Below are 21,850 nucleotides of genomic sequence, written 5' to 3'. Positions count from 1 at the left end.
GCGCCGCCCCGGTCCCGTACGGCCTGCCGCCGTACGGGACCGAAGCATTTCCGCCGACGGCCCCGCAGCACCCGAGAAAGTGAGCACCGTGGGCGCAGCATCGTCTAGGGAGTCGCTTCGCGACCGTCTTCCGGTCTTCCCGTGGGACCGTCTGGAGCCCTACAAGGCCACCGCCGCCGCACACCCCGACGGCATCGTCGACCTGTCCGTCGGCACCCCCGTGGACCCGGTCCCCGCGCTGGTGCAGCAGGCGCTGACCGCCGCGGCCGACAGCCCCGGCTACCCGACGGTGTGGGGCACCGCCGCGCTGCGGGACGCGCTCACCGGCTGGGCCGCCGAGCGCCTCGGCGCCCGGGGCCTGGAGCACACCAATGTGCTGCCGGTCGTCGGCTCCAAGGAGCTGGTGGCCTGGCTGCCGACCCAACTGGGCCTCGGCCCCGGCGACAAGGTCGGCTACCCGCGGCTGGCCTACCCGACGTACGAGGTCGGCGCCCGTCTGGCCGGCGCCGAGCCGGTCGTCTACGACGACCCCACCGAGCTGGACCCCAGCGGTCTGAAGCTGCTCTGGCTGAACTCGCCGTCCAACCCCACCGGCCGGGTGCTGAGCGCCGACGAGCTGCGCCGCACCGTCGCCTGGGCGCGCGAGCACGGTGTGCTGGTCTTCAGCGACGAGTGCTACCTCGAACTGGGCTGGGAGGCCGACCCGGTCTCCGTGCTGCACCCGGACGTCTGCGGCGGCTCCCACGACGGCATCGTCGCGGTCCACTCGCTCTCCAAGCGCTCCAACCTCGCCGGCTACCGCTCCGCGTTCCTCATCGGTGACGCCGCGGTCCTCGGCGACCTGCTCCAGATCCGCAAGCACGGCGGCATGATGATCGGGGCACCCGTCCAGGCCGCCACCGTCGCGGCGCTGGGCGACACCGCCCACGTTGCCGAGCAGCGGACGCGCTACGCCCGCCGCCGCGCCGCGCTGCGCGAGGCCTTCGAGGCCGCCGGCTTCCGCATCGAGCACAGCGAGGCCGCGCTCTACCTCTGGGCGACCCGCGACGAGCCCTGCTGGGACACCGTCGGCGCCCTGGCCGAGCGCGGCATCCTCGTCGCCCCCGGCGAGTTCTACGGCCCCGCGGGCGAGCGGTTCGTCCGGATCGCCTTCACCGCCACCGACGAGCGGGTGGCCGCCGCGGTGCGCCGACTGGCGGACTGAGCCGCGAACCACCACGCGCAGGGGCCCGGGGAGAGCGATCTCCCCGGGCCCCTGCGCGTCGTACGGGCGGGCCGGTCAGCGGCCGCCGAGCGGCAGACCGCCGAGCAGGCCCTTGGCGGGCGCGAGCAGGCCCTGCGAGGAGCCGACGAGTCCCTTGGCCGCGTCGAGCGGCAGGGAGCTGGTCGAGACGCCCTTGCTGGCGATCGGGCGGGCCACGCTCTCGGCCTTGGCGGCGGCGGCCTGGGTGAGCGGCATGGCCTTCTTCACGACGGGGCCGGCGGTCTCGGCGAGCGCCGGGGCGAGCTTCGTGGCGGCCTTGTTGCCGGCCGTGTTCACCAGGCCGACGCCGTCGCGCGCGGTGTGGTCGAGGGTTGCGCTGGTGTTCTGGGAGTCCAGGGGCGCCGTCAGTCCGCCGAGTGCCTTGGTGGGCAGCTCCGCGGCACTCGCGGAGCCGGCCGCAGCGACCACGGGAGCGGCACCCGCTGCAACGAGCAGGGCGGCTCGGGCGATCCGACGCGTAACGGGGAGGGACATGGTGCTCCTTTTGCGGAAAGGACTCGTACTTCTGACAGATGTGCCATGTCCGCCTGGCGGACGCCCTGACTACCGCTTCAGAACCCCGAAGGTTGCGGTGAACTCCGGTAAAGAGTTGGTAACGCGTCACATAATCGGCCCTGGATAAAGCCGGGCAATATGTGCACACGCCGAGGTGCCGCGGAAACGTCACAGCCCTTTACGGGCAAGGGAATTGACCGGTCGGTCTCGCTGCGCACGGTCAACTGCCCTTTTGTGAAAGGGAATTGCCGGCGGTGCCCCTTCCGGGGGACCGGGCAAACTACTGCCCGGCGATGATACGAACGTCCTGCCCGGCCGCCGCGGAGGCGCCCGGCTTCCGCTGCCAGCCCTTCCCCGCGTCGTCCGCCGTCCACATCCGGCCGGCGTAAGAGATCTGTTCGATGTGCAGCTCGGCGGAGTGGGCCATCGCCCACGTCGCCAGCTCCCAGCCGCGCCGCTCGGCATCGCCCGCGGCCACCGCACCGGACTGCCGCACCGGTATCGTCACGTCGCTCCCGCCGCCCGCGGAGCGGCCTCCGGCGCCGCCCGCCCGCGGCAGCACCTCGCGGCCGAACTCCCGCACCAGCCGCTCCCGCACCTTCGCGGCGCCGCCGGCCTTCCCGTCCACCGGGCTGCTCTCGGAGCAGATCATCGCGTCCCGGTCGCGGCCGGTGAGCGCCCCGGTCAGCCGCGCGGCATTCGCCTCGTGCTTCGCGTAGGCCTGCGGATAACCGCTGCGCTGCACCTTCTGCGCGGCGACGGTCAGCGGCAGCCGGGAATAGCCGGGCACCTTCGCCAGATGCCGGTAGAACTCCCCGGCCGAATAGACCGGGTCCATGATCTGCTGCACGGTGCCCCAGTCCTGCGACGGCCGTTGCTGGAAGAGCCCGACCGAATCCCGGTCGCCGAAGTCGATGTTGCGCAGCCCCGACTCCTGCATCGCGGTCGCCAGCGCGATGGTCACCGCCCGCTCCGACAGCCCGCGCGAGGACGCCACCGCCGAGATCGTCGCGGCGTTCGCGGCCTGCTCGGGGGAGAGCTCGTACTCCTTGGCATCGCCTGCGGCCCGGACCGTGCAGCGCGGCGCTCCCGGGCCACCGGTCACGTACTGCACCACGAGATAGCCGGCCAGGCCGATCAGTACGGCGAAAGCCGCGGCGGTACGCCAGAGACGGGAGCGGCGGCGGGGAGCGGAGGGTGGGGCGGACACCGCCCCACCGTACTGGAGTGCTGCGGATAGGGTCGGACCTATGGAGCGCTCCGCAGACCACCCCGCCCTCGACCTGTCGCTCGACGCCGCCGCACTCACCGCGCAGCTCGTCGACTTCCCCTCCGAGAGCGGCAACGAGAAGGACCTCGCCGACGCCGTCGAGCACGCCCTGCGCGCGCTCCCCCACCTGACCGTCGACCGGTACGGCAACAACGTCGTGGCCCGTACCCACCTGGGCCGCGCGGAGCGGGTGGTGCTCGCCGGACACCTCGACACCGTCCCGATCGCCGGGAACGTCCCCTCCCGGCTGGACGAGAACGGTGTGCTGTGGGGCTGCGGCACCTGCGACATGAAGTCCGGCGTCGCCGTCCAGCTGCGGATGGCCGCCACCGTCCCGGCGCCCAACCGCGACCTGACCTTCGTCTTCTACGACAACGAAGAGGTCGCCGCGCACCTCAACGGCCTCGGCCATGTCGCCGACGCCCACCCCGACTGGCTCGCCGGAGACTTCGCCGTCCTCCTGGAGCCCTCCGACGGCCAGGTGGAGGGCGGCTGCCAGGGCACCCTCCGGGTCCTGCTGCGCACCACCGGTGAGCGCGCCCACTCCGCCCGCAGCTGGATGGGCGCCAACGCGCTCCACGCCGCCGCCCCGATCCTGGCGAAGCTCGCCGCGTACGAGCCGCGCAATCCGGTCATCGACGGACTCGAATACCGCGAGGGCCTCAACGCCGTCCGCATCGAGGGCGGCGTCGCCAACAACGTCATCCCCGACGCCTGCACGGTCACCGTCAACTTCCGCTACGCGCCCGACCGCACCCCCGATGAGGCGATCGCGCACGTCCGCGAGGTCTTCGCGGACTGCCCGGTGGACGAGTTCGTCGTCGACGACCACTCCCCGGGCGCGCTGCCGGGGCTCGCCCACCCGGCGGCCAAGGCGTTCATGGAGGCCGTCGGCGGCACCGCGATGCCCAAGTTCGGCTGGACCGATGTCTCGCGCTTCAGCTCCCTGGGCGTCCCGGCCGTCAACTACGGCCCCGGCTACTCGCTGCTCGCGCACAAGAAGGACGAGCGGGTCGAGGTCGACCGCATCCTGCACTGCGAGGAGCGGCTGCGCGCCTGGCTGACCGCCTGACCTCCGCGGGGCCCACGGCCGACGGATCACATCCCCGTCGAATTCCCCTGCACTTCACGTTCGCGGATCTAGGCTGAAACGGCACACGACCTGCCAGCGGAGGGAGCACGACATGGCCAGTCCCGAGGGAGCACCGGTCCCGGAGGAGCAGCGGCTGGGTCCCGTACTGCGCCGCCAGGAGCAGGTGCAGACCGGCACCACGGACCAGCGGCTGCTGGACTCCGAGGGCCCCTCCGAGTGGGTGCACACCGACCCCTGGCGCGTGATGCGCATCCAGTCGGAGTTCGTCGAGGGCTTCGGCGCGCTGGCCGAGCTGGGCCCGGCCGTCAGCGTCTTCGGCTCGGCCCGTACACCGCGGGACTCCAAGGAGTACGACATCGGTGTGCGGATCGGACGGGCCCTGGTGGAGGCCGGGTTCGCGGTGATCACCGGTGGCGGGCCCGGCGCCATGGAGGCCGCCAACAAGGGCGCCAACGAAGCCGGCGGCACCTCCGTGGGCCTGGGCATCGAGCTGCCCTTCGAGCAGGGCATGAACGACTATGTGAACCTCGGCGTCGACTTCCGGTACTTCTTCGTCCGCAAGACGTGTTTTGTGAAGTACGCCCGAGGATTCGTGGTGCTCCCCGGCGGCCTCGGCACCCTCGACGAGCTCTTCGAGGCGCTCACCCTCGTCCAGACCCGCAAGGTCACCCGCTTCCCGATCGTGCTGTTCGGCACGGCCTACTGGAGCGGACTGGTCGACTGGCTGCGCGACACCCTCATCGCCCAGGGCAAGGCCTCGATGCACGATCTGGAACTCTTCCACCTCAGCGACGACGTGGACGAGGCGATCGCGCTGGTGACCAAGGAGGTCGGGATCTAGGGGCCGGGACCCAGGGCCTTCAGGGGCGGCCTTCCGTCCCGGCCGGTGTCCCTCAGGCCAGTCCCCGGCGGGCGACCGCCGGGGGCCGGTGGCCGGCGATCGAGGCCACCATGTCCAGTACCTGCCGGGTCTCGGCGACCTCGTGGACGCGGTAGACCTGGGCACCCAGCCAGGCCGAGACCGCCGTGGTGGCCAGGGTGCCGAGCACCCGCTCCTTGACCGGCTTGTCGAGCGTCTCGCCGACGAAGTCCTTGTTGGACAGCGAGACCAGCACCGGCCAGCCGGTCTCCGTCATCTCGCCCAGCCGGCGGGTGGCCTCCAGGCTGTGCCGGGTGTTCTTCCCGAAGTCGTGCCCCGGATCGATCATGATCGCGTCCCGCCGGACGCCCAACTCCGCGGCCCGCTCGGCCAGTCCGAGCGTCACCCGCAGGATGTCGGCCATCACGTCGTCGTACGTCACCCGGTGCGGCCGGGTACGCGGCTCGGCGCCGCCCGCGTGGGTGCACACCAGGCCGACGTCGTGGCGCGCGGCGACCTCCGCGAGCCGTGGATCGACGCCGCCCCAGGCGTCGTTGAGCAGATCCGCGCCGGCCTCGCAGACCGCCTCGCCGACCTCGTGCCGCCAGGTGTCGACGCTGATCACTACATCGGGGAAGCGCTTGCGGACCTCGGCGACGAACCCGACCGTGCGGCGGGCCTCCTCCTCGGCGCTCACCTCCTCGCCGGGGCCGGCCTTGACGCCGCCGATGTCGATGATCGCGGCACCGTCGGCCACCGCCTGTTCCACCCGGGCGAGGGCGGGCTCGTCACGGAACGTGGCGCCCTGGTCGTAGAACGAGTCCGGCGTCCTGTTGACGATCGCCATGATCACCGGCTCGTGCGCGCCGAACTCGCGATTCCCCAGCCGCAGCATTCCCTGACTCCCTCTCCGTGGTCCGGGAGCGACCCTAACTGTCACACCCGCATGGCACGATCAGTGCAGGCACATAGTCCGGGGAGTTGGTCGTGTTCTGGTTCTTGCTGATCGCGATGGTCGTGGTGGTGGCCGCGGTCACGCTCGTGGTCGTCGGCGGTGGTGACGGCGGTGGGCTGCGGGATTCCGAGCCGGACCGGCTGCACGACCCGCTGCCGGAGGACCGCCCGGTGGCCCGCGCCGATGTGGACGCGGTGCGCCTGCCGGTGACCGTCCGTGGCTATCGCATGAACGACGTCGACGACGTCCTGGACCGCCTGGGCGCCGAACTCGCCGAGCGGGACGCCCGGATCGCCGAGCTGGAGGCCGCGCTGGCCGGAGCGCATGCCTCCGCCATGGGCGGCCCGGGGCTCATACAGGACGGGCCGCCCGTGCTCGGTCCGGTGCCGGAGGCGGGGCCCGAGCACGGGCGGCCCGGCGACCGGGAGACCACCGACGCACCCGAGGCGCCCGAGGCCCCGGGGAAGCGCGCGGAGGGCGAGGAGCCGGCATGAGCGGTGTGGTGAGGGAACCGGACGGCGTCCCGCGCTGCCCGTGGGGGATGGAGTCGGAGCGGATGGCCGACTACCGCGCCTACCACGACACCGAATGGGGCCTGCCGGTCCACGGCGACGACGCCCTCTTCGAGCGGATGAGCCTGGAGGCGTTCCAGTCCGGCCTCTCCTGGATCACGATCCTGCGCCGCCGCCCCGGCTTCCGCGCCGCGTTCGCCGGCTTCCGCATCCCGGAGGTGGCGCGGTTCACCGAGGCGGACGCCGAGCGGCTGCTGACCGACCCCGGCATCATCCGCAACCGCGCCAAGATCGCCGCAACGATCAACAACGCCAAGGTCGCCGCCGCGCTGGCCCCCGGCGAGCTCGACGACCTGATCTGGTCCTACGCCCCCGTCCGGGCGGGCCGGCCGGTGCCGGGCACCGTCGGCGACGTGCAGGCGGTGACACCGGAGTCCACGGCCCTCGCCAAGGACCTCAAGAAGCGCGGCTTCCGCTTCGTCGGCCCGACCACCGCCTACGCGATGATGCAGGCGTGCGGCCTGGTCAACGACCATCTGGCGGAGTGCCACGTACGGGCGGCCGTGGAGGCGGCGGCAGGCTGACCCGGGGCGCGGCGGACCCGGGCCGGCCGGCGGCTCCCGACCGGCTGACACCTCCGGGTCGGCCGATGGGTCCGGGGCGCCCCAAGCCTCCGGGCCGACGGGTCCGCCCCGCGGCCGGTCAGCGCCCCAGGAAGACCGGCTTCTCCTTCTTCACGAACGCCTCGACCGCGATCCGGTGGTCCTCCGACGCCCCGGCCCGGCCCTGCAGTTCGTCCTCCTTGCCGAGCGTCTCCACGAGCGAGTGATCCGCCCCGTAGGCCATCGACTCCTTGATCGCGGCGTACGCGGCGGTCGGGCCCTGGGCCAGCCGCCGGGCGACCGCGGCGGCCGTCTCGGCCAGCTCCTCGGCCGGTACGACCTTGTTGGCGATCCCCAGGTCGTACGCCTCCTGCGCGCTGATGTTGCGCGGGAAGAGCAGCAGATCGGCGGCCCGGCTCCGGCCGATCAGCCGCGGCAGGGTCCAGGACATCCCGGAGTCGGCGGTCAGCGCGACGCCCGCGAAGGAGGTGTTGAAGGAGGCGGAGTCGGCGACCACGCGGTAGTCGGCCGCCATCGCGAAGCCCGCACCGGCGCCCGCGGCGACCCCGTTCACGCCCGCCACGACGGGCTTGGGCATCTCGGTCAGCGCCGTCACGATGGGGTTGTAGTGCTCACGCACGGTGTTCATGGTCTTCCCGGAGCCGGTGGCCCGGTCCTCCGCCAGCAGCCCGATGTGCTCCTTGAGGTCCTGCCCGACGCAGAAGGCACGCCCGGTCGCGGTCAGCAGCACGGCACGCACCGCCGAATCCGCGGCGGCCTCCTGCAGCGTGTCCCGCAGCTGGACCTTCGCCTCGATGTTCAGCGCGTTCATCGCGTCGGGGCGGTTGAGCGTGATCGTCGCGAGTCCGTCGGTCACGTCATAGAGCACGGTGTCGGCCATAGTGGGAGTCCCCTCCGTCGCGGCTCGGACTGCGCGGCAGCGGCAGTCAGCGCTCAGGATGCCGGAGATCATCGGGCATCGGCATGTGACGTACATCAAAGATTGCGGGCGCGCCGGAGGACGGCAGGCGGAGAAGTATTGGAGTGGGCTCTCCGAATTGCGGGGGTTTGCGGGAGCGCGTTGCCGAAGGGATGCCGCCCGATGTTGGTCATCGGGTCGTTCGATGCGGGATAATGGCCTGGAAGCAATGTGTTCGATGCCGGTGACACGTGCCTATCCGGGCCGTCGGCTGAGATGAGCTGGTTTCAGGAAGGGGAACGAGCATGGCGGCCATGAAGCCGCGGACGGGCGACGGCCCGCTCGAGGTGACCAAGGAGGGGCGGGGCATCGTCATGCGTGTTCCGCTCGAAGGCGGCGGGCGGCTCGTCGTCGAGCTGACCCCCGACGAAGCCAAGGCCCTGGGTGAGGCCCTGGACAAGGTCACCGTCTGACAAGGGCGGCGCAACCGGCGGTTTCCCGGGGCTGACCCCGGTATCCCCAGCCGTATTACCCCGGCCCCGGCATACGGCGCGCAGTGAAGGCGCGCCGTGTGCCGGGGCCGTTCGGTACGCCCGTGGCGTGGTCAACCGCGCTTGACGGCGCAGAGCAGTCCGTCACCGACGGGCAACAGGGACGGTACGAGTGCCGTGCTCTCCCTTACGGCCCGCAGTAGTTCCCGCAGCCGCAGCACCTCCGTGGGCTGCACCGCCGAATCGACCGTACGGCCGTCCGCGAAGACGCCCTCGAAGCACACCAGGCCGCCGGGGCGCAGCAGCCGCAACGATTCAGCGAGGTACTCCAGGCACTCCATCAGGTCGCCGTCGCAGTACACGAGGTCGTAGCCGCCGTCCGCGAGCCGGGGCAGCACGTCCAGGGCCCGGCCGGGGATGAACCGGGCACGGTTCCCGGCGAAGCCGGCCGCACGGAACGCCTGCTTGGCGAACGCCTGCCGCTCGGGTTCGAGGTCCACGGTGGTCAGCACCCCGTCGGGCCGCATGCCGTGCAGGAGGTAGATGCCCGACACGCCCGTTCCGGTGCCGATCTCGGCGACCGCCTTGGCGTCCACGGCGGCGGCGAGCAGACGGAGGGCCGCGCCGGTGCCGCTGTTCACCGTGCGGATACCGGCTTCCCGCGCGCGGTCACGGGACCAGTGCAGGGCGGCCTCGGCGCTGTCGTCGATGGTCCCGGCGCCGTACGCCTCGGCGAATGCCAAGCTCGTCTGCCGGTTGCCGGTAATGGCCCTCTCCTGTCCCCGTAGTTGACGCAACCGTGACTGTATCCGCTGCGTGCGGGAACCCGCAGATGGGACCGGACGTTATGAAGGGGTGGCGGGACGACGGGGGGATGCACGGTGAGGACCGCGCGAAACACGAACCAGGACCAGAAGCAGGACCAAATGCAGGTCAAAACTGCTTATCCGGAGCTAACGGGCGAGGTGGATATGGTAGGGGCTCTACTGGACACCACCAGAGCCACCAGGGGAGGTGCGGCTGAGGCGGGTGACCGAGGGGTGCTGAGGCGCTTGAAAAGGTCGTTTGCCGAGCCGAAATCCGTGACAAACACTGCTGACCGTTTCCGCCCTCATGGCCCGAAGGGCATGGGAGGGGCCTCCACCGACTCCGCGACCACCGCGACCTTCGCCGCAGACGCGGACGTGCAGGCGTGGACTCCGCCCAGCTGGGAGGAGATCGTCAGTACCCACAGTGCGCGGGTCTACCGCCTCGCGTATCGCCTCACCGGCAATCAACACGACGCCGAGGACCTCACCCAGGAGGTGTTCGTCCGCGTCTTCCGCTCGCTGTCGACGTACACCCCCGGCACCTTCGAGGGCTGGCTGCACCGCATCACCACCAACCTCTTCCTGGACATGGTCCGCCGCCGCCAGCGCATCCGGTTCGATGCGCTCGGTGACGACGCCGCCGAGCGGCTCCCCAGCCGCGAACCCTCCCCGCAGCAGCATTTCAACGACACCCACTTCGACGCCGATGTGCAGCAGGCGCTGGACACCCTGGCGCCCGAGTTCCGTGCCGCGGTCGTCCTGTGCGACATCGAGGGCCTCTCGTACGAGGAGATCGCCGCGACCCTGGGCGTCAAGCTCGGCACGGTCCGCAGCCGGATCCACCGGGGCCGCTCCCATCTGCGCAAGTCCCTCAAGCACCGGGCTCCGGCCACCCGTGCCGAGGAGCGCGAGCAGCGACGCTCGCTGGCCGTGGTGCCTACGCAGGAGGTCGGGATCGCGTGATCGGCAGCGGCGGTCCGTCCCCCGCCGAGCAGCATCTCGGCGACCGCCTTGCGGCCCTGGTCGATGGCGAGTTGGGGCATGACGCGCGCGAGCGGGTGCTCGCGCATCTCGCGACCTGCGGCAAGTGCAAGGCGGAGGCCGACGCCCAGCGTCGGCTGAAGAACGTCTTCGCTCAGGCGGCACCCCCCGGTCCCTCCGAGGGCCTGCTGGCACGCCTCCAGCAGCTGCCCGGCGGTGACCAGGAGGGGCCCGGCAGTCGGCTCGGCAACGGCGGCCTCGGGCGCGGTGACTTCGCGCGCGACGGCGGCGCGTTCGGCTATGTCCCCTCCGGCCGTCACTCCGGCCAGGCCATGGTGGCGCTCCCCGTGCAGTCGCGCGCCCGCTTCCGGCTGCCGGAGGCCGACCGTCCCGCACAGCGGCGCCGGTTCGCCTTCGCGGCGGCCGGGGCGGTCTCCCTCGCGGCCTTCGCGCTGGGCGGCGCCCTCCCGCTGGAGGCGGCCGTCGATCTCCCCGGCGGACGGGGCGACGGCGGCGGTACGGCCGTCACCCCGCTCGGCGCCAGCCCGGCCGCTGACAGCGGCTCCCTGCTCCGCGGCGCCGAGTACACCGCCGGGAACTCCTGGTCCGGCAGCCGGCAGCCGTCCGGCAGACCGCCCCTGGCCCCGGCCCCCAGTGCCATGGCCCTGTACGGCCCCGGTACGGCACCCCCCGCGCCCCATGCGTCGGCATCGGCGCCGTCCGCGCCGCCGGCCGGCCGCTTCGGCCTCTCCCCGTTGATAGCCGCGACCGGACCGGCCTCGGCGTATCACTTCGCGCCGCTGGCCGCCGTCACCGGCAACGCCCCCGTGCGGAAGAACCCGCCGGCCCTCCCGCCCCTGGAGCCCAAGCGCCCGCTGATCGGCTCCGCGGCCGCGGCCGGCCCGCCCGCCGAGGGCAAGGGACCCGCCGGGCACTGACCGTCGACCGTCCCTGCGCGGCCCCCAGCGGAAACTGGTTGAATCGCTGTGGGGCGGCGCACCCCTGACCGGGCGCGCCCGCGAGGTGGTGGTGGCCCGGGCATGACGCGGGCGAACTCTGGGGAGAGCATGGACGACGGTAAGGCCACCGGGCCGAAGCTGAAGTGGTGGAGCCGTCCGGGTGGCACTCCCGGTACACAACCGTCCACCGAGGCCGACCCGCAGACGGAGCCGCCCGTCGGCGGCCCGGCGGCCGGCACACCGCCCGAGCCCTCCGGCACGTCCGAGGTGCAGAGCGACGGCGACTGGCTGGTGCGTCCGCCTCAGCGGGCGGAAGCGCCCGGCGCCACGGCGCCCTCGCCGACCGCTCCCGGACCGGCCGCTGCCGCGGCTGCCTCCGGCGCCGCGACGCCCGAAGTGGCCGATCCGGCCGCGGAGTTGACCGCCCAGCTTCCCCGCGTCCCGGACACCTCCGCTGGTCAGCAGCCGGAGGACTGGTCCGTGCGCCCGCCACGGTCCGGGGACGGCGCTACGCCGGCCGGGGCGCCTGGAGATACCGGGACGGCCGAAGCAGCTGACGTGGTCGAGCCCACCGAAGGGGCCGAAGCCACCGGGGCGGCCGAAACCTCGCAAGCGGCCGAAGCAGCGGCAGGCGAGGCCGAGTTGAGGGGGCGGTCGGCGATGCGGGCCGCCATGGCCGCGGAAGATCCGAACGAGAAGACCGCCGGGGCGGCCGTGGGCGGCCCCGCCGTCGGCACGCGTTCCACCCCGGCGACCGTGACGCTCGGCAAGGTGCGTGGTGACGCACAGGGCGAGGCCGCCGGGCCCGCCACGGCCTCGGAGGCCGAGGCGCCGACGGCCGCCATGGCCACGGCGGCGGCTTCGGCTCCGACGGATGGCGCGACCACCACGGTGACGAAGGCCGCCACGGCCGCGGCGGAGGCTGCGACCGCTCCCACCACCACAGCGGCCCCCCTGCCGCCCACGCCCCCCGCCTCCGCCGAGGGCACCGGCGCGGCGCCGCGGCAGCAGCCGCTGCATGCCGAGGACCCGTACGGCACCCCGCCCTACGGTGGTCCCGGGCCGTGGGCGCCCGCTCCGCCCGTACAGCGTCCGGTGGCAACGCCCGCACGGGGCACGGTGATCCCGCCCCAGGCCGGACCGCTGCCCCCGTACGGCGCCCCGGCCGCCCCGCAGCCCGCCCCCGGGCGGGCCGACACCCCCGGTCAAGCCGGCGCCCCCGGGCCCGCCGGTGCGCAGAGCGCGGCACCGGATTCCGCGGCAGGGCCGGGCGCCGGCCCCGATGTGGCGCCGGCGGGCCCGGACGGCCCCTTCGTCCCCCACCCCGGCGACGGCGGCCCCCGCCCGGCTTCGGCGACCGCGCCCCACGCGACCGTCGCGCACCCCGGCGCGGCCCCGCAGCCCGGCGCGGCCCCGCACCCCGGCACCGCCGCACAGCCCGGCACCGCCGTGGTGCCGGGCACCACCCCCCACCCCGGCACCACCCCCCCCGGCGACCACAGCCCGACTCCCGCCGCCCCCAACACCCCCACCGCCTGGCACCAATACGACCCCTGGAGCGCCCCGCTGCAGAGCGGGCCCACGGGGCCGGCCACCGCCCCGCGCAGGCGGCGGGGCCCACTGGTCGCCGGTGCGGTGGCGCTCGCCCTCCTCGCGGGCGGGGTCGGCGGCGGCATCGGCGCGTATGTCGAGCGGTACGGCGGGATCAGTGACATCAAGTTGCCGCAGGCCGCGGGGGATGACGGGGGCCGGAAGCCGGACAGTGTGGCCGGGATCGCGCAGGCCGCGCTGCCCGGGGTGGTCACGCTGCACGTCCGCGGCAGCGCCGAGCAGGGCACCGGCACCGGCTTCGTGCTTGACCACCAGGGCCACATCCTCACCAACAACCACGTCGTCCAACCGGCAGGCAGCAGCGGCGAGATCTCGGTGACCTTCAGCGGCGGCCAGACGGCCAAGGCCAGAGTCGTCGGCCGGGACGGCGGCTACGACCTCGCCGTCGTCCAGGTGGAGGGCGTCGCCGGGCTGCGACCGCTCACGCTCGGCAACTCCGACGCGGTGCGGGTCGGCGACCCGGTGGTGGCGATCGGCGCACCCTTCGACCTCGCCAACACCGTCACGTCCGGGATCATCAGCGCCAAGCAGCGCCCGATCACCGCGGGCGGCCAGAAGGGCGACGGCAGCGATGTGTCGTACGTGGACGCGCTGCAGACCGACGCCCCCATAAACCCCGGCAATTCCGGTGGCCCGCTGGTGGACGCCAAGGCGCGGGTGATCGGCATCAACAGCGCCATCCGCGCGGCCGACGGCGTCGGGGGCCCGGACGGCGACAGCCAGGGGCAGGGGCAGGGCGGCAGCATAGGGTTGGGCTTCGCCATACCCATCAACCAGGCCAAGCGGGTGGCCGAGGAGCTGATCAACACGGGCCGGGCGACACACCCGGTGATCGGCGTGACGCTGGAGATGGAGTACGCGGGCGACGGGGCGCGGGTCGGTGAGCACGGCAAGGACGGCAAGCAGCCGGTCATCCCGGGCGGCCCCGGCGCCAAGGCCGGGATCAAGGCCGGCGATGTGATCACCGAGGTGGACGGCGCCCCGGTGCACAGCGGCGAGGAGCTGATCGTCAAGATCCGCAGCCACCGGCCCGGCGACACGCTGGTGCTGACCCTCCAAAGGGGAGGCAAGGAGCGGTCCGTACGGCTCAGTCTGGGATCCTCCAGCACGGACTGATCGTTTGCACGGTGTTGGCACGGCCGACTCCCGCCCGGCGTACGGGGCCAGGTACCGTGATAGGCGGCCTGGCCCCTGGGCCACGAAGGCCACGGATAACCCAAGGAGCTGCACGGTGTTCTTCGACATAGGACCCCTTGAGCTGGTGGCGCTCGTGATCCTTGCCGTGCTCATCTTCGGTCCGGACAAGCTGCCCAAGGTCATCCAGGACGTGATGGGCTTCATCCGCAAGGTCCGGGCGTTCTCGGACAGCGCCAAGGAAGACATCCGCAGCGAGCTGGGGCCGGAGTTCAAGGACTTCGAGTTCGAGGACCTCAAGCCCAAGAACTTCGTGCGCAAGCATGTCCTCGACAAGGACGAGTACGGCCTCAAGGACCTTCAGGAGATCCGTGACGGCTTCAACCTGAAGCAGGAGGTGGCCGAGGTCACGGACGCCGTGCACGGCCACGCCGGCGCCTCCTCCGCCACGCCCTCGAACGGCTCCCGCCCGAGCCTGTCCAAGGAGTCCCCGGCCGCCTCCGCCGGGCGCCCCGACCTGGTCAAGAAGGCCGCTCAGCCGGATGAGCGTCCGCCGTTCGACGCCGACGCCACCTGACACACACCGGTATGACTGTCTGCGTGGACGCCTATGGCTATGCTCCGGGTGTCCGGGGTTCGGTCGCCTGAGGGGGGCGGGCCGCCCACGACACAGGGCAACAAGGAGGCTCCGCGCAGATGGAGACGACCAGTCCGTCAGCGACAGATGAGGCGGCCGTCGGCGCCGCCCGGAAGGTCGACGGCTATCTGCTGGCCGCGTTCCCGTGGTACGGCCTCGACGAGGCGTTCACGGGTCCGCGCTGGCTGATGCAGGTCGGTGCGGCCGCGGACGGCACCGTCGAACACGGCGCCACCGGCCACGGTGAGGAGCCCACCATCAAGGTGGAGCCGCCGCAGGACGAGCGGTTCGCGGTCGTGGTGACGGTCGCCAGCCGCCCCGTACGGCGCAGCGGTGACGGGACCGGCACCCTGGAGGCGACCTCGGTCTCGACCGCCGCCTGGCTCGCCGGCTCGGGGCTGCTCGCGCAGACCTGGCCGACCCAGATGGACCGGACGCTGCGCCAGGACTGGCTGGACCAGCAGACGATGCTCGCCTGGGAGCTGGCCGACGATCTCGGCGGCGGGGGCTGGAGCGAGCTGATGCTGCCGGTGGACGGGGTGCCCACCTCGTTCGCCTACCGCGAGTCCGAGTACGGCTGGGTGCTGGCCGGCTCGGCGAGCGAGGGCCCCGAGGCGGTGCACATCGGCGCCTACGGGCGCGGGATGAGCGCGTACGGGCTGGGCTTCTCGGTGATCAAGGACCTGTCCATGTACGACGGCTGACCGGGCGCGTCCCCGGGCCGGACGGCGCGGCGCAAGAGCAAGGGGCGGACCCGTACGGGCCCGCCCCTTTCCGCGTCAGCCGGGAGACGGTCGCCGTCCCGGCACGCGCCGGCTCAGAACTTGTTGCGCGGGGTGATCCCCAGCGACATGCCGGACAGGCCCCGCTGGCGGCCGCCCAGCTTGCCGGCGATCGTCCGGATCGCCGAGCCGGCCGGGGAGTCGGGGTCGGTCAGCACGACCGGCTTGCCCTCGTCGCCGCCCTCGCGCAGCCGGACGTCGATCGGGATGGCGCCGAGCACCGGCACCTGCGTACCGGTCGTCTTCGTCAGGCCCTCGGCCACCCGCTCGCCGCCGCCGGTGCCGAAGACGTCGACCATCTCGTCGCAGTGCGGGCAGGGCAGCCCGGACATGTTCTCGACCACGCCGACGATCTTCTGGTGGGTCTGCACGGCGATCGAACCGGCCCGCTCGGCGACCTCGGCGGCGGCCTGCTGCGGGGTGGTGACCACCAGGATCTCGGCGTTCGGCACGAGCTGGGCCACCGAGATGGCGATGTCGCCGGTGCCCGGGGGCAGGTCCAGCAGCAGGACGTCGAGGTCGCCCCAGTAGACGTCGGCGAGGAACTGCTGCAGCGCGCGGTGCAGCATCGGGCCGCGCCAGACCACCGGGGCGTTGCCGGGAGTGAACATGCCGATCGAGATGACCTTCACGCCGTTCGCCGACGGCGGCATGATCATGTTCTCGACCTGGGTGGGACGGCCGTCGGCACCGAGCATCCGGGGCACCGAGTGGCCGTAGATGTCGGCGTCCACGACACCGACCTTCAGGCCGTCCGCCGCCATCGCCGCGGCGAGGTTGACCGTCACCGACGACTTGCCGACGCCGCCCTTGCCGGAGGCGACCGCGTAGACCCGGGTCAGCGAACCGGGCTGGGCGAACGGCACCTCACGCTCGGCGGTGCCGCCGCGCAGCGACGCCGCCAGCTCCTTGCGCTGCTCGTCGCTCATCACGTCCAGCTCGACGGCGACCGAGGTGACGCCCTCGACCCGCTCGACGGCCTCGCGCACGTTGTTGGTGATCGTCTCGCGCATCGGGCAGCCGGAGACGGTCAGATAGACCACGACCGCCACCGCGCCGTCCGCCGCGATGTCCACCGATTTGACCATCCCCAGGTCGGTGATGGGGCGGTGGATCTCGGGGTCGTTCACCGTCGCGAGCGCTTCGCGGACCGCGTCCTCGCTCGGGGTGGCGCCATGGGGCGTGTCGGTAGCCATGACCCGATGGTACGGCTCATGAGGCGGCCTCCGGAAAGGCCGTCAGCGGTCGCGTTCATCACTCTCCGCGTCAGCCGGCTGCCGCAGCTCCAGATCCCTGAGCATGTCCTGGAGCTCGGAGCGGATCCAGTCCCGGGTGGCGACCTCGCCGAGCCCGAGCCGCAGCGCCGCGATCTCCCTGGTCAGGTACTCGGTGTCGGCGATGGAGCGCTCGTTCTGCTTGCGGTCCTGCTCGTGGGTGACCCGGTCCCGGTCGTCCTGCCGGTTCTGTGCCAGCAGGATCAGCGGCGCGGCGTACGAGGCCTGGAGCGACAGCGCCAGCGTCAGGAAGATGAACGGGTACTGGTCGAACCGCAGACCGCTGGGCACGGTGGTGTTCCAGATGACCCACAGGATGATGGTGACGGTCATCCAGACGATGAAGCGGCCGGTCCCCAGGAAGCGGGCGATCTTCTCCGAGAGCCGCCCGAAGGCCTCCGGGTCGTACTCGGGCAGGAACGTACGGCGCGGCGCGCGCGGCTGGTCGAGGCGCACCCGGGGGCGGTCCGCGGCGCCCCGGCGCAGCGCGGAGGCGCCGTTCGCCCGCGACCGCTCCCTGCCGCCGTCCCGCTCCTCACCGGCCATGCGCGGCCTTCCCGAAGGTGCCGTCGCCGGTCAGACCGGCCGTCGCCGGGCCGTGCAGCCCGTCTTCCCGCCAGTCGTCGGGCAGCAGATGGTCCAGCACGTCATCGACGGTGACGGCGCCCAGCAGCGCCCCGCTCTCGTCCACGACCGGCGCGGCGACCATGTTGTACGCGGCCAGATAGCTGGTCACCTCGGGCAGCGGGGTGTCCGGCGGCAGGGCCGGCAGATCGGTGTCGGCGATCGAGCTGACGAGGGTGAACGGCGGGTCGCGCAGCAGCCGTTGGAAGTGCACCACGCCCAGGTACTTGCCGGTGGGCGTCTCGTCCGGGGGCCGGCAGACATAGACCTGGGCGGCCAGGGCGGGCGAGAGGTCCGGGTCGCGGACCCGGGCCAGCGCGTCCGCGACCGTCGCGTCCGGCCGCAGCACGATCGGCTCGGTGGTCATCAGCCCGCCCGCGGTCCGCTCCTCGTACGACATCAGCCGCCGCACATCGGCGGCCTCCTCCGGCCGCATCAGCGCCAGCAGCCGCTCCTTCTCCTCCTCCGGCAGCTCGGAGAGCAGATCGGCGGCGTCGTCCGGATCCATCGCCTCCAGGACGTCGGCGGCCCGCTCGTCCTTCAGCTTGCCGAGGATCTCCACCTGGTCGTCCTCCGGCAGCTCCTCCAGGACGTCGGCCAGCCGGTCGTCGTCGAGCGCCGCGGCGACCTCCGCGCGCCGCTTGGGGGAGAGGTGGTGCAGCACCCCGGCCAGGTCGGCGGGCCGCAGCTGTTCGAAGGTGGCGAGCAGGCTCTCCGCGCCCTGCCCGTGCTCCTCCAGCGAGAAGCCGGTCACCGCCGACCACTCCACGGTCAGTGCCTCGCCCGACCGTCGCCCGCCACCGCCCTTCGCAGGAGGCGCTCCGCGCCGCAGAATCTTCTGGCGCAGCCCCCCGCCCTTGCCCTTCCGTACGAAGACCTTGTCGATCTCCCAGTCCCGGCGGGCCGGCAGCTGGGTGATGCCGATGTCGAGGACGGTGACGTCCTCACCGGTCTCCACCAGCCGCACCCGCCGGTCCAGCAGTTCGCCGAGCACCAGCGTCTCGGACGCCCGCTGTTCGAAGCGCCGCATGTTGACCACGCCGGTGATGACGATCTGGCCGGAGTCCACACCGGTCACCCGCGTCATGGGGACGAAGATCCGGCGCCGGCTGATCACTTCGACGACCACTCCGAGCAGCCGCGGCGGACGGTCGCCGACCCGGAGCAGCGCGACGAGGTCCCGCAGTCGGCCGACCTGGTCGCCGTTGGGGTCGAAGACGGCGCTGCCGGCCAGATGGGAGACGAAGACCCGGGGAGTCACGACCGCCATGCCGAGCGCCGCCCTTCTCCCGTTCAGCCCGAAATAAGGCATCAATCCGGGTTCAGGCTAACGCGCCCCGGTCCGTGCCGCCCCGGTGAAAGCAGCCGTAGGGTGACCGCCCCGCACCCGCCGACGACCCGGCGCGGCCCAGGTACGCTGCCGTAGCTGTCGAGGTCACCCGCATCAGGAGGCAGAGCCGACGTGAGCGCAATCCCCCCGGGGTCCGGCCCCCGACCCCTGCCCGGAACCCGACGTACGGGACGGGCTCCGCTTGTGGGGGTGGCCTGCGCGGCACTGGCCGTGGCGCTGACGGGCTGCGGCGAAAAGGAGGACCCGGACGCCGGTACCAACGGCATGGGGAAACTGCCCGCCGCGAAGATCGAGGCCAAGGCGCGGGCCGCGGCCGATCGCGCCGAGACCGTGCACCTCTCCGGCAACGTCGTCGGCCAGGGGCGCACCTACAAGCTCGACATGAGCCTGGCGAAGGACGGCGCCAAGGGCGAGCTGACCACGAAGGCGGCCGCCTTCCAGCTGCTGCGGATCGGCGACGCGCTCTATCTGAAGGCGGACGCGGACTTCTGGACCGGTGAGAAGAGCGGCAAGTCCGGCGCGCTCGACCAGGGGGCGGCGAACAAACTCGGCGGCAAGTACGTGAAGGTGCCCGCCAAGGACCCGGTCTACCAGCGCTTCAGCGGCTTCACCGACAAGGACACGCTGCTCGCCGGGCTGCTCGGCCTGCACGGCAAGCTGACCGCCGGTGACCGCGGCGACCTCGACGGGGTCCGCACCATCCGGGTCTCGGCCGGCGCGGGCTCCGGCGTGGACGTCTCGCTGGAGGGCACCCCCTACCCGCTGCGGCTGCACCGGGCCGGCGACGCGGGCGTGGTGAAGATGGACCAGTGGGGCAAGCCCGTGGATCTCAAGGCCCCGGACAAGGACCAGGTCGTGGACTACGGCACGCAGATCTCCGGCTCGGGCCGGTAGCGGAGCGGCCGGTAACGGGGCGACCGGTCACGGGACCGTCGGAAACGGGGCGGTCGGTCACGGGACGGGACGCGCGCGGGGCCAACCGGCACCCCGGTCCCGCCCTCAGCCCTTGCGCCCCCGCCGCAGCAGCTTCGGCAGCGCGGCCGGGACGGGCCGCCGGGTGATCGCCGAGGTGGCCAGGGGCGGTGCGGCGTGCGATTCCTCCGGCATCCGCCCGGGGCGCTGAGCGGCCTCCCCGGCCGGCTCCAGCCGCAGGACCCGGCACTCGCGCGCCCAGCGCTCGGTGAGGGTGTCCGCGTCCGGCGCGTTCAGCCGCTTGCCCTTGAGCTCGTCGACCGCGGCCCGCCAGGCTTCGCTCTCCGGTGCCAGCTCGACGACGCCGGCCTGCCAGGCGACCAGCCGGCCGCCCTTGTCCTTGCTGCGCACGGTGACCGTCGCGGTCCCGCCGTCGGTCAGCCCGAGGCCGTCCAGCGGCTGCTCGCCGGGGCCGTCCCCGACGAGGCAGGCGGCTCCGTCGAGCCACAGATGCCACAGCGCACGGGACGGGCCCGCCGTCCCCCGTACCCAGATGAGGCCGGACTTCTTCGTGGCCTCTTCGATGAGCGCCCGATCGTGCAGGGCCTGCGACACGGTCTCCGTCATACGGCTCAGCCTAATCGCCCCGGCCCGGGTCGGCCGGGGCCGCCCGGCCGCTGAGATGCGGGGACGCGCCGGGCACCCCGTCGGCGGGCGCCCGGCGACGGATTCACAGCCAGCCGTTGCGCTTGAACCCGCGGTGGATGCCGAAGCAGATGGCGACCGTCGCCATCAGCACGGCCGGATAGCCGAACTTCCAGTGGAGCTCCGGCATGTAGTCGAAGTTCATGCCGTAGATCCCGGCGATCATCGTCGGCACGGCGAAGATCGCCGCCCAGGCCGTGATCTTGCGCATGTCCTCGTTCTGCGCGACGGCGGCCTGCGCGAGGTTGGCCTGCAGGATGGAGTTGAGCAGATCGTCGAAGGACAGCACCTGCTCGTTGACCCGCGCCAGGTGGTCGGCCACGTCCCGGAAGTACTTCTGGATGTCGGAGTCCACCAGCCGCATCGGCCGCTCGCTCAGCAGCTGCATCGGCCGCAGCAGCGGCGACACCGCCCGCTTGAACTCCAGTACCTCACGCTTGAGTTGGTAGATCCGCCCGGCGTCGCCGCCCTTGGGGGAGCCCTTGCCGTTGGACCCGGAGCTGAAGACGTCGATCTCCACCTCGTCGATGTCGTCCTGCACCGCGCCGGCCACCGCCATGTAGCCGTCCACGACCTGGTCGGCGATGGCGTGCAGCACCGCGGACGGCCCCTTGGCCAGCAGCTCCGGGTCGTCCTGGAGCCGGTGCCGCAGCGCGCGCAGCGAGCCCTGCCCGCCGTGCCGCACCGTCACGATGAAGTCCCGGCCGGTGAAGCACATCACCTCGCCGGTCTCCACCACCTCGCTGGTCGCGGTCAGCTCGGCGTGCTCGACGTAGTGGACCGTCTTGAAGACGGTGAACAGCGTCTCGTCGTAGCGCTCCAGCTTGGGCCGCTGGTGGGCGTGCACGGCGTCCTCGACGGCGAGCGGGTGCAGCCCGAACTCCTGGGCGATACCGGCGAATTCGGCCTCGGTCGGCTCATGCAGCCCGATCCAGGCGAAGCCGCCCTCGGCCCGGACGCCGGCCATCGCCTCCGCCGGGGTGACGTGCTCGCTCACCCGGCGGCCCTCGCGGTAGACACCGCAGTCGACGATGGCGCTGTTGGGGCACGCCGGGGCGGAGGTGGTGTAGCCGTACGAGGGGTCGTCGCGCCGCCGGGAGGGGCGGACGGCGGCGCGCAGGTCGCGGATCATCGACATGGGCAGGCTCCTTCACGGGCCGGCCGTCAGCGCGGGCGCGGGGGGCAACGCTGCCCGGAACGTGGACGTACGAGGCGTCATCGGCTGTACGTCCGCAAAGCGGGCGGCGCTCCGTGCGGGGGCACTGACGGCAGTTCGCAGAAAACACGGAACAAAGAGTCGAAGGCGCTCTTCCGTCATCTACTTCCGGCGCAAAGGTGCTTCCCTGGTTTCACCGCTGAGCGGCTGGGTACGGAAGCTCTCGGATCAGGAGATTCGCTGCGCGAGCGGGATGACGGGAGAACTATCGGTACTGCACGGTCGACTCGGATCCACCGCAGCCCCACCTCCTCCGGCCGGTCCCCGTTGGGGGACGACGTCATTCCCTGACCAGACGGCAAGGCTATCAGCCGCCTGACGCGTTACGGTGCCGCTTTGCCCGTTCCATACGAAGAACGGGGCCGCCGCACAGCAGCCCGCCGAGGGGTGACGGC

Annotated in this window: 22 protein-coding genes; 12 read left to right on the top strand and 10 right to left on the bottom strand. The window is 72.6% G+C overall.

The features are described 5' to 3' along the window. Window positions 1–88 precede the first annotated feature (88 nt). Window positions 89–1,204 (top strand): succinyldiaminopimelate transaminase, encoded by a 1,116-nt coding sequence (gene dapC / locus ACFW5B_RS23235; protein WP_386442714.1) that lies wholly within the window; start codon window positions 89–91, stop codon window positions 1,202–1,204. Window positions 1,205–1,279: 75 nt separating this feature from the next. Here the strand turns inward: dapC and ACFW5B_RS23230 are convergent, their stop codons facing one another. Both ACFW5B_RS23230 and ACFW5B_RS23225 read right to left on the bottom strand, forming a co-directional pair. Then, a complete protein-coding gene (locus tag ACFW5B_RS23230; RefSeq protein ID WP_386442711.1) occupies window positions 1,280–1,738 on the bottom strand; it encodes an ATP-binding protein in 459 nt (152 codons plus the stop codon). 301 nt (window positions 1,739–2,039) lie between these two features. Continuing rightward, window positions 2,040–2,969, bottom strand: a complete 930-nt coding sequence (locus tag ACFW5B_RS23225) for a heavy metal transporter (protein ID WP_386442708.1) — start codon at window positions 2,967–2,969, stop codon at window positions 2,040–2,042. Between the two features lie 40 nt (window positions 2,970–3,009). Here ACFW5B_RS23225 and dapE point away from each other — a divergent pair, with 40 nt between their 5' ends. After that, window positions 3,010–4,101 (top strand): succinyl-diaminopimelate desuccinylase, encoded by a 1,092-nt coding sequence (gene dapE, locus ACFW5B_RS23220; protein ID WP_386442706.1) that lies wholly within the window; start codon window positions 3,010–3,012, stop codon window positions 4,099–4,101. Window positions 4,102–4,213: 112 nt separating this feature from the next. Then, the gene (locus ACFW5B_RS23215; protein WP_386442703.1) at window positions 4,214–4,963 is read left to right on the top strand and encodes a TIGR00730 family Rossman fold protein; all 750 of its coding nucleotides are present in this window, start codon (window positions 4,214–4,216) and stop codon (window positions 4,961–4,963) included. Between the two features lie 52 nt (window positions 4,964–5,015). On the opposite strand, the gene folP is transcribed toward ACFW5B_RS23215, so the two are convergent. Next, complete coding sequence (folP, locus tag ACFW5B_RS23210; RefSeq protein WP_386442700.1) at window positions 5,016–5,876, bottom strand: dihydropteroate synthase; 861 nt, start codon at window positions 5,874–5,876, stop codon at window positions 5,016–5,018. Window positions 5,877–5,968: 92 nt separating this feature from the next. Between folP and ACFW5B_RS23205 the strand changes: the two genes are divergently transcribed. Then, the gene (locus ACFW5B_RS23205) at window positions 5,969–6,430 is read left to right on the top strand and encodes a DivIVA domain-containing protein (protein WP_386442697.1); all 462 of its coding nucleotides are present in this window, start codon (window positions 5,969–5,971) and stop codon (window positions 6,428–6,430) included. Then, window positions 6,427–7,032, top strand: coding sequence for a DNA-3-methyladenine glycosylase I (locus ACFW5B_RS23200; RefSeq protein ID WP_386442695.1), 606 nt, complete (start codon window positions 6,427–6,429; stop codon window positions 7,030–7,032). The genes ACFW5B_RS23205 and ACFW5B_RS23200 overlap by 4 nt, the downstream gene beginning before the upstream one ends. Window positions 7,033–7,150: 118 nt before the next feature. On the opposite strand, the gene ACFW5B_RS23195 is transcribed toward ACFW5B_RS23200, so the two are convergent. Further along, window positions 7,151–7,951, bottom strand: coding sequence for an enoyl-CoA hydratase/isomerase family protein (locus ACFW5B_RS23195; protein WP_386442692.1), 801 nt, complete (start codon window positions 7,949–7,951; stop codon window positions 7,151–7,153). A 323-nt stretch (window positions 7,952–8,274) separates the two neighbouring features. Here ACFW5B_RS23195 and ACFW5B_RS23190 point away from each other — a divergent pair, with 323 nt between their 5' ends. Continuing rightward, on the top strand, window positions 8,275–8,442 hold the full coding sequence (locus tag ACFW5B_RS23190; RefSeq protein ID WP_006603288.1) for a DUF3117 domain-containing protein: 168 nt from the start codon (window positions 8,275–8,277) through the stop codon (window positions 8,440–8,442). Window positions 8,443–8,573: 131 nt separating this feature from the next. On the opposite strand, the gene ACFW5B_RS23185 is transcribed toward ACFW5B_RS23190, so the two are convergent. Next, complete coding sequence (locus tag ACFW5B_RS23185) at window positions 8,574–9,257, bottom strand: O-methyltransferase (protein WP_386442688.1); 684 nt, start codon at window positions 9,255–9,257, stop codon at window positions 8,574–8,576. A 285-nt stretch (window positions 9,258–9,542) separates the two neighbouring features. Between ACFW5B_RS23185 and sigE the strand changes: the two genes are divergently transcribed. From sigE to ACFW5B_RS23160, 5 genes are all read left to right on the top strand, one after another. Continuing rightward, entirely contained in the window at window positions 9,543–10,232 is a 690-nt protein-coding gene (sigE, locus tag ACFW5B_RS23180; protein ID WP_386442685.1) for an RNA polymerase sigma factor SigE, read from the top strand. After that, window positions 10,229–11,188, top strand: a complete 960-nt coding sequence (locus ACFW5B_RS23175; RefSeq protein WP_386442682.1) for an anti-sigma factor family protein — start codon at window positions 10,229–10,231, stop codon at window positions 11,186–11,188. The genes sigE and ACFW5B_RS23175 overlap by 4 nt, the downstream gene beginning before the upstream one ends. Before the next feature lie 129 nt (window positions 11,189–11,317). After that, window positions 11,318–13,936 carry a trypsin-like peptidase domain-containing protein gene (locus ACFW5B_RS23170; RefSeq protein WP_386442679.1) on the top strand — a complete coding sequence of 873 codons (2,619 nt, stop codon included), beginning with the start codon at window positions 11,318–11,320 and terminating at the stop codon, window positions 13,934–13,936. 115 nt (window positions 13,937–14,051) lie between these two features. Continuing rightward, complete coding sequence (locus tag ACFW5B_RS23165; RefSeq protein ID WP_386442676.1) at window positions 14,052–14,531, top strand: sec-independent translocase; 480 nt, start codon at window positions 14,052–14,054, stop codon at window positions 14,529–14,531. A 119-nt stretch (window positions 14,532–14,650) separates the two neighbouring features. Continuing rightward, a complete protein-coding gene (locus ACFW5B_RS23160; protein ID WP_386442673.1) occupies window positions 14,651–15,295 on the top strand; it encodes a hypothetical protein in 645 nt (214 codons plus the stop codon). A gap of 113 nt (window positions 15,296–15,408) precedes the next feature. Here ACFW5B_RS23160 and ACFW5B_RS23155 read toward each other — a convergent pair whose 3' ends face one another. The 3 genes from ACFW5B_RS23155 to ACFW5B_RS23145 are packed head-to-tail and all read right to left on the bottom strand — an operon-like array spanning window position 15,409 to window position 18,541. Continuing rightward, entirely contained in the window at window positions 15,409–16,569 is a 1,161-nt protein-coding gene (locus ACFW5B_RS23155) for an Mrp/NBP35 family ATP-binding protein (RefSeq protein WP_386442670.1), read from the bottom strand. A gap of 42 nt (window positions 16,570–16,611) precedes the next feature. Further along, complete coding sequence (locus ACFW5B_RS23150) at window positions 16,612–17,193, bottom strand: DUF1003 domain-containing protein (RefSeq protein WP_386442667.1); 582 nt, start codon at window positions 17,191–17,193, stop codon at window positions 16,612–16,614. Then, entirely contained in the window at window positions 17,183–18,541 is a 1,359-nt protein-coding gene (locus tag ACFW5B_RS23145) for a magnesium transporter MgtE N-terminal domain-containing protein (protein WP_386442665.1), read from the bottom strand. Before ACFW5B_RS23145 ends, ACFW5B_RS23150 begins: the two co-directional genes overlap by 11 nt. Window positions 18,542–18,733: 192 nt before the next feature. On the opposite strand from ACFW5B_RS23145, the gene ACFW5B_RS23140 reads away from it, so the two are divergent. Beyond that, a complete protein-coding gene (locus ACFW5B_RS23140) occupies window positions 18,734–19,516 on the top strand; it encodes a hypothetical protein (RefSeq protein WP_386442662.1) in 783 nt (260 codons plus the stop codon). 105 nt (window positions 19,517–19,621) lie between these two features. On the opposite strand, the gene ACFW5B_RS23135 is transcribed toward ACFW5B_RS23140, so the two are convergent. Both ACFW5B_RS23135 and ACFW5B_RS23130 read right to left on the bottom strand, forming a co-directional pair. Then, window positions 19,622–20,161: a hypothetical protein gene (locus tag ACFW5B_RS23135; RefSeq protein WP_386442659.1), complete on the bottom strand. Its 540-nt coding sequence runs from the start codon at window positions 20,159–20,161 to the stop codon at window positions 19,622–19,624. A 103-nt stretch (window positions 20,162–20,264) separates the two neighbouring features. Continuing rightward, complete coding sequence (locus ACFW5B_RS23130) at window positions 20,265–21,377, bottom strand: magnesium and cobalt transport protein CorA (RefSeq protein WP_386442656.1); 1,113 nt, start codon at window positions 21,375–21,377, stop codon at window positions 20,265–20,267. Between the last annotated feature and the right edge of the window lie 473 nt (window positions 21,378–21,850).

The organism is Streptomyces sp. NPDC058773, assembly GCF_042746015.1.
In the GTDB taxonomy this organism is placed as follows: domain Bacteria; phylum Actinomycetota; class Actinomycetes; order Streptomycetales; family Streptomycetaceae; genus Streptomyces.
Note: the sequence above shows the minus strand (reverse complement) of the source record. Positions and strands in the feature narration are given on the sequence as shown.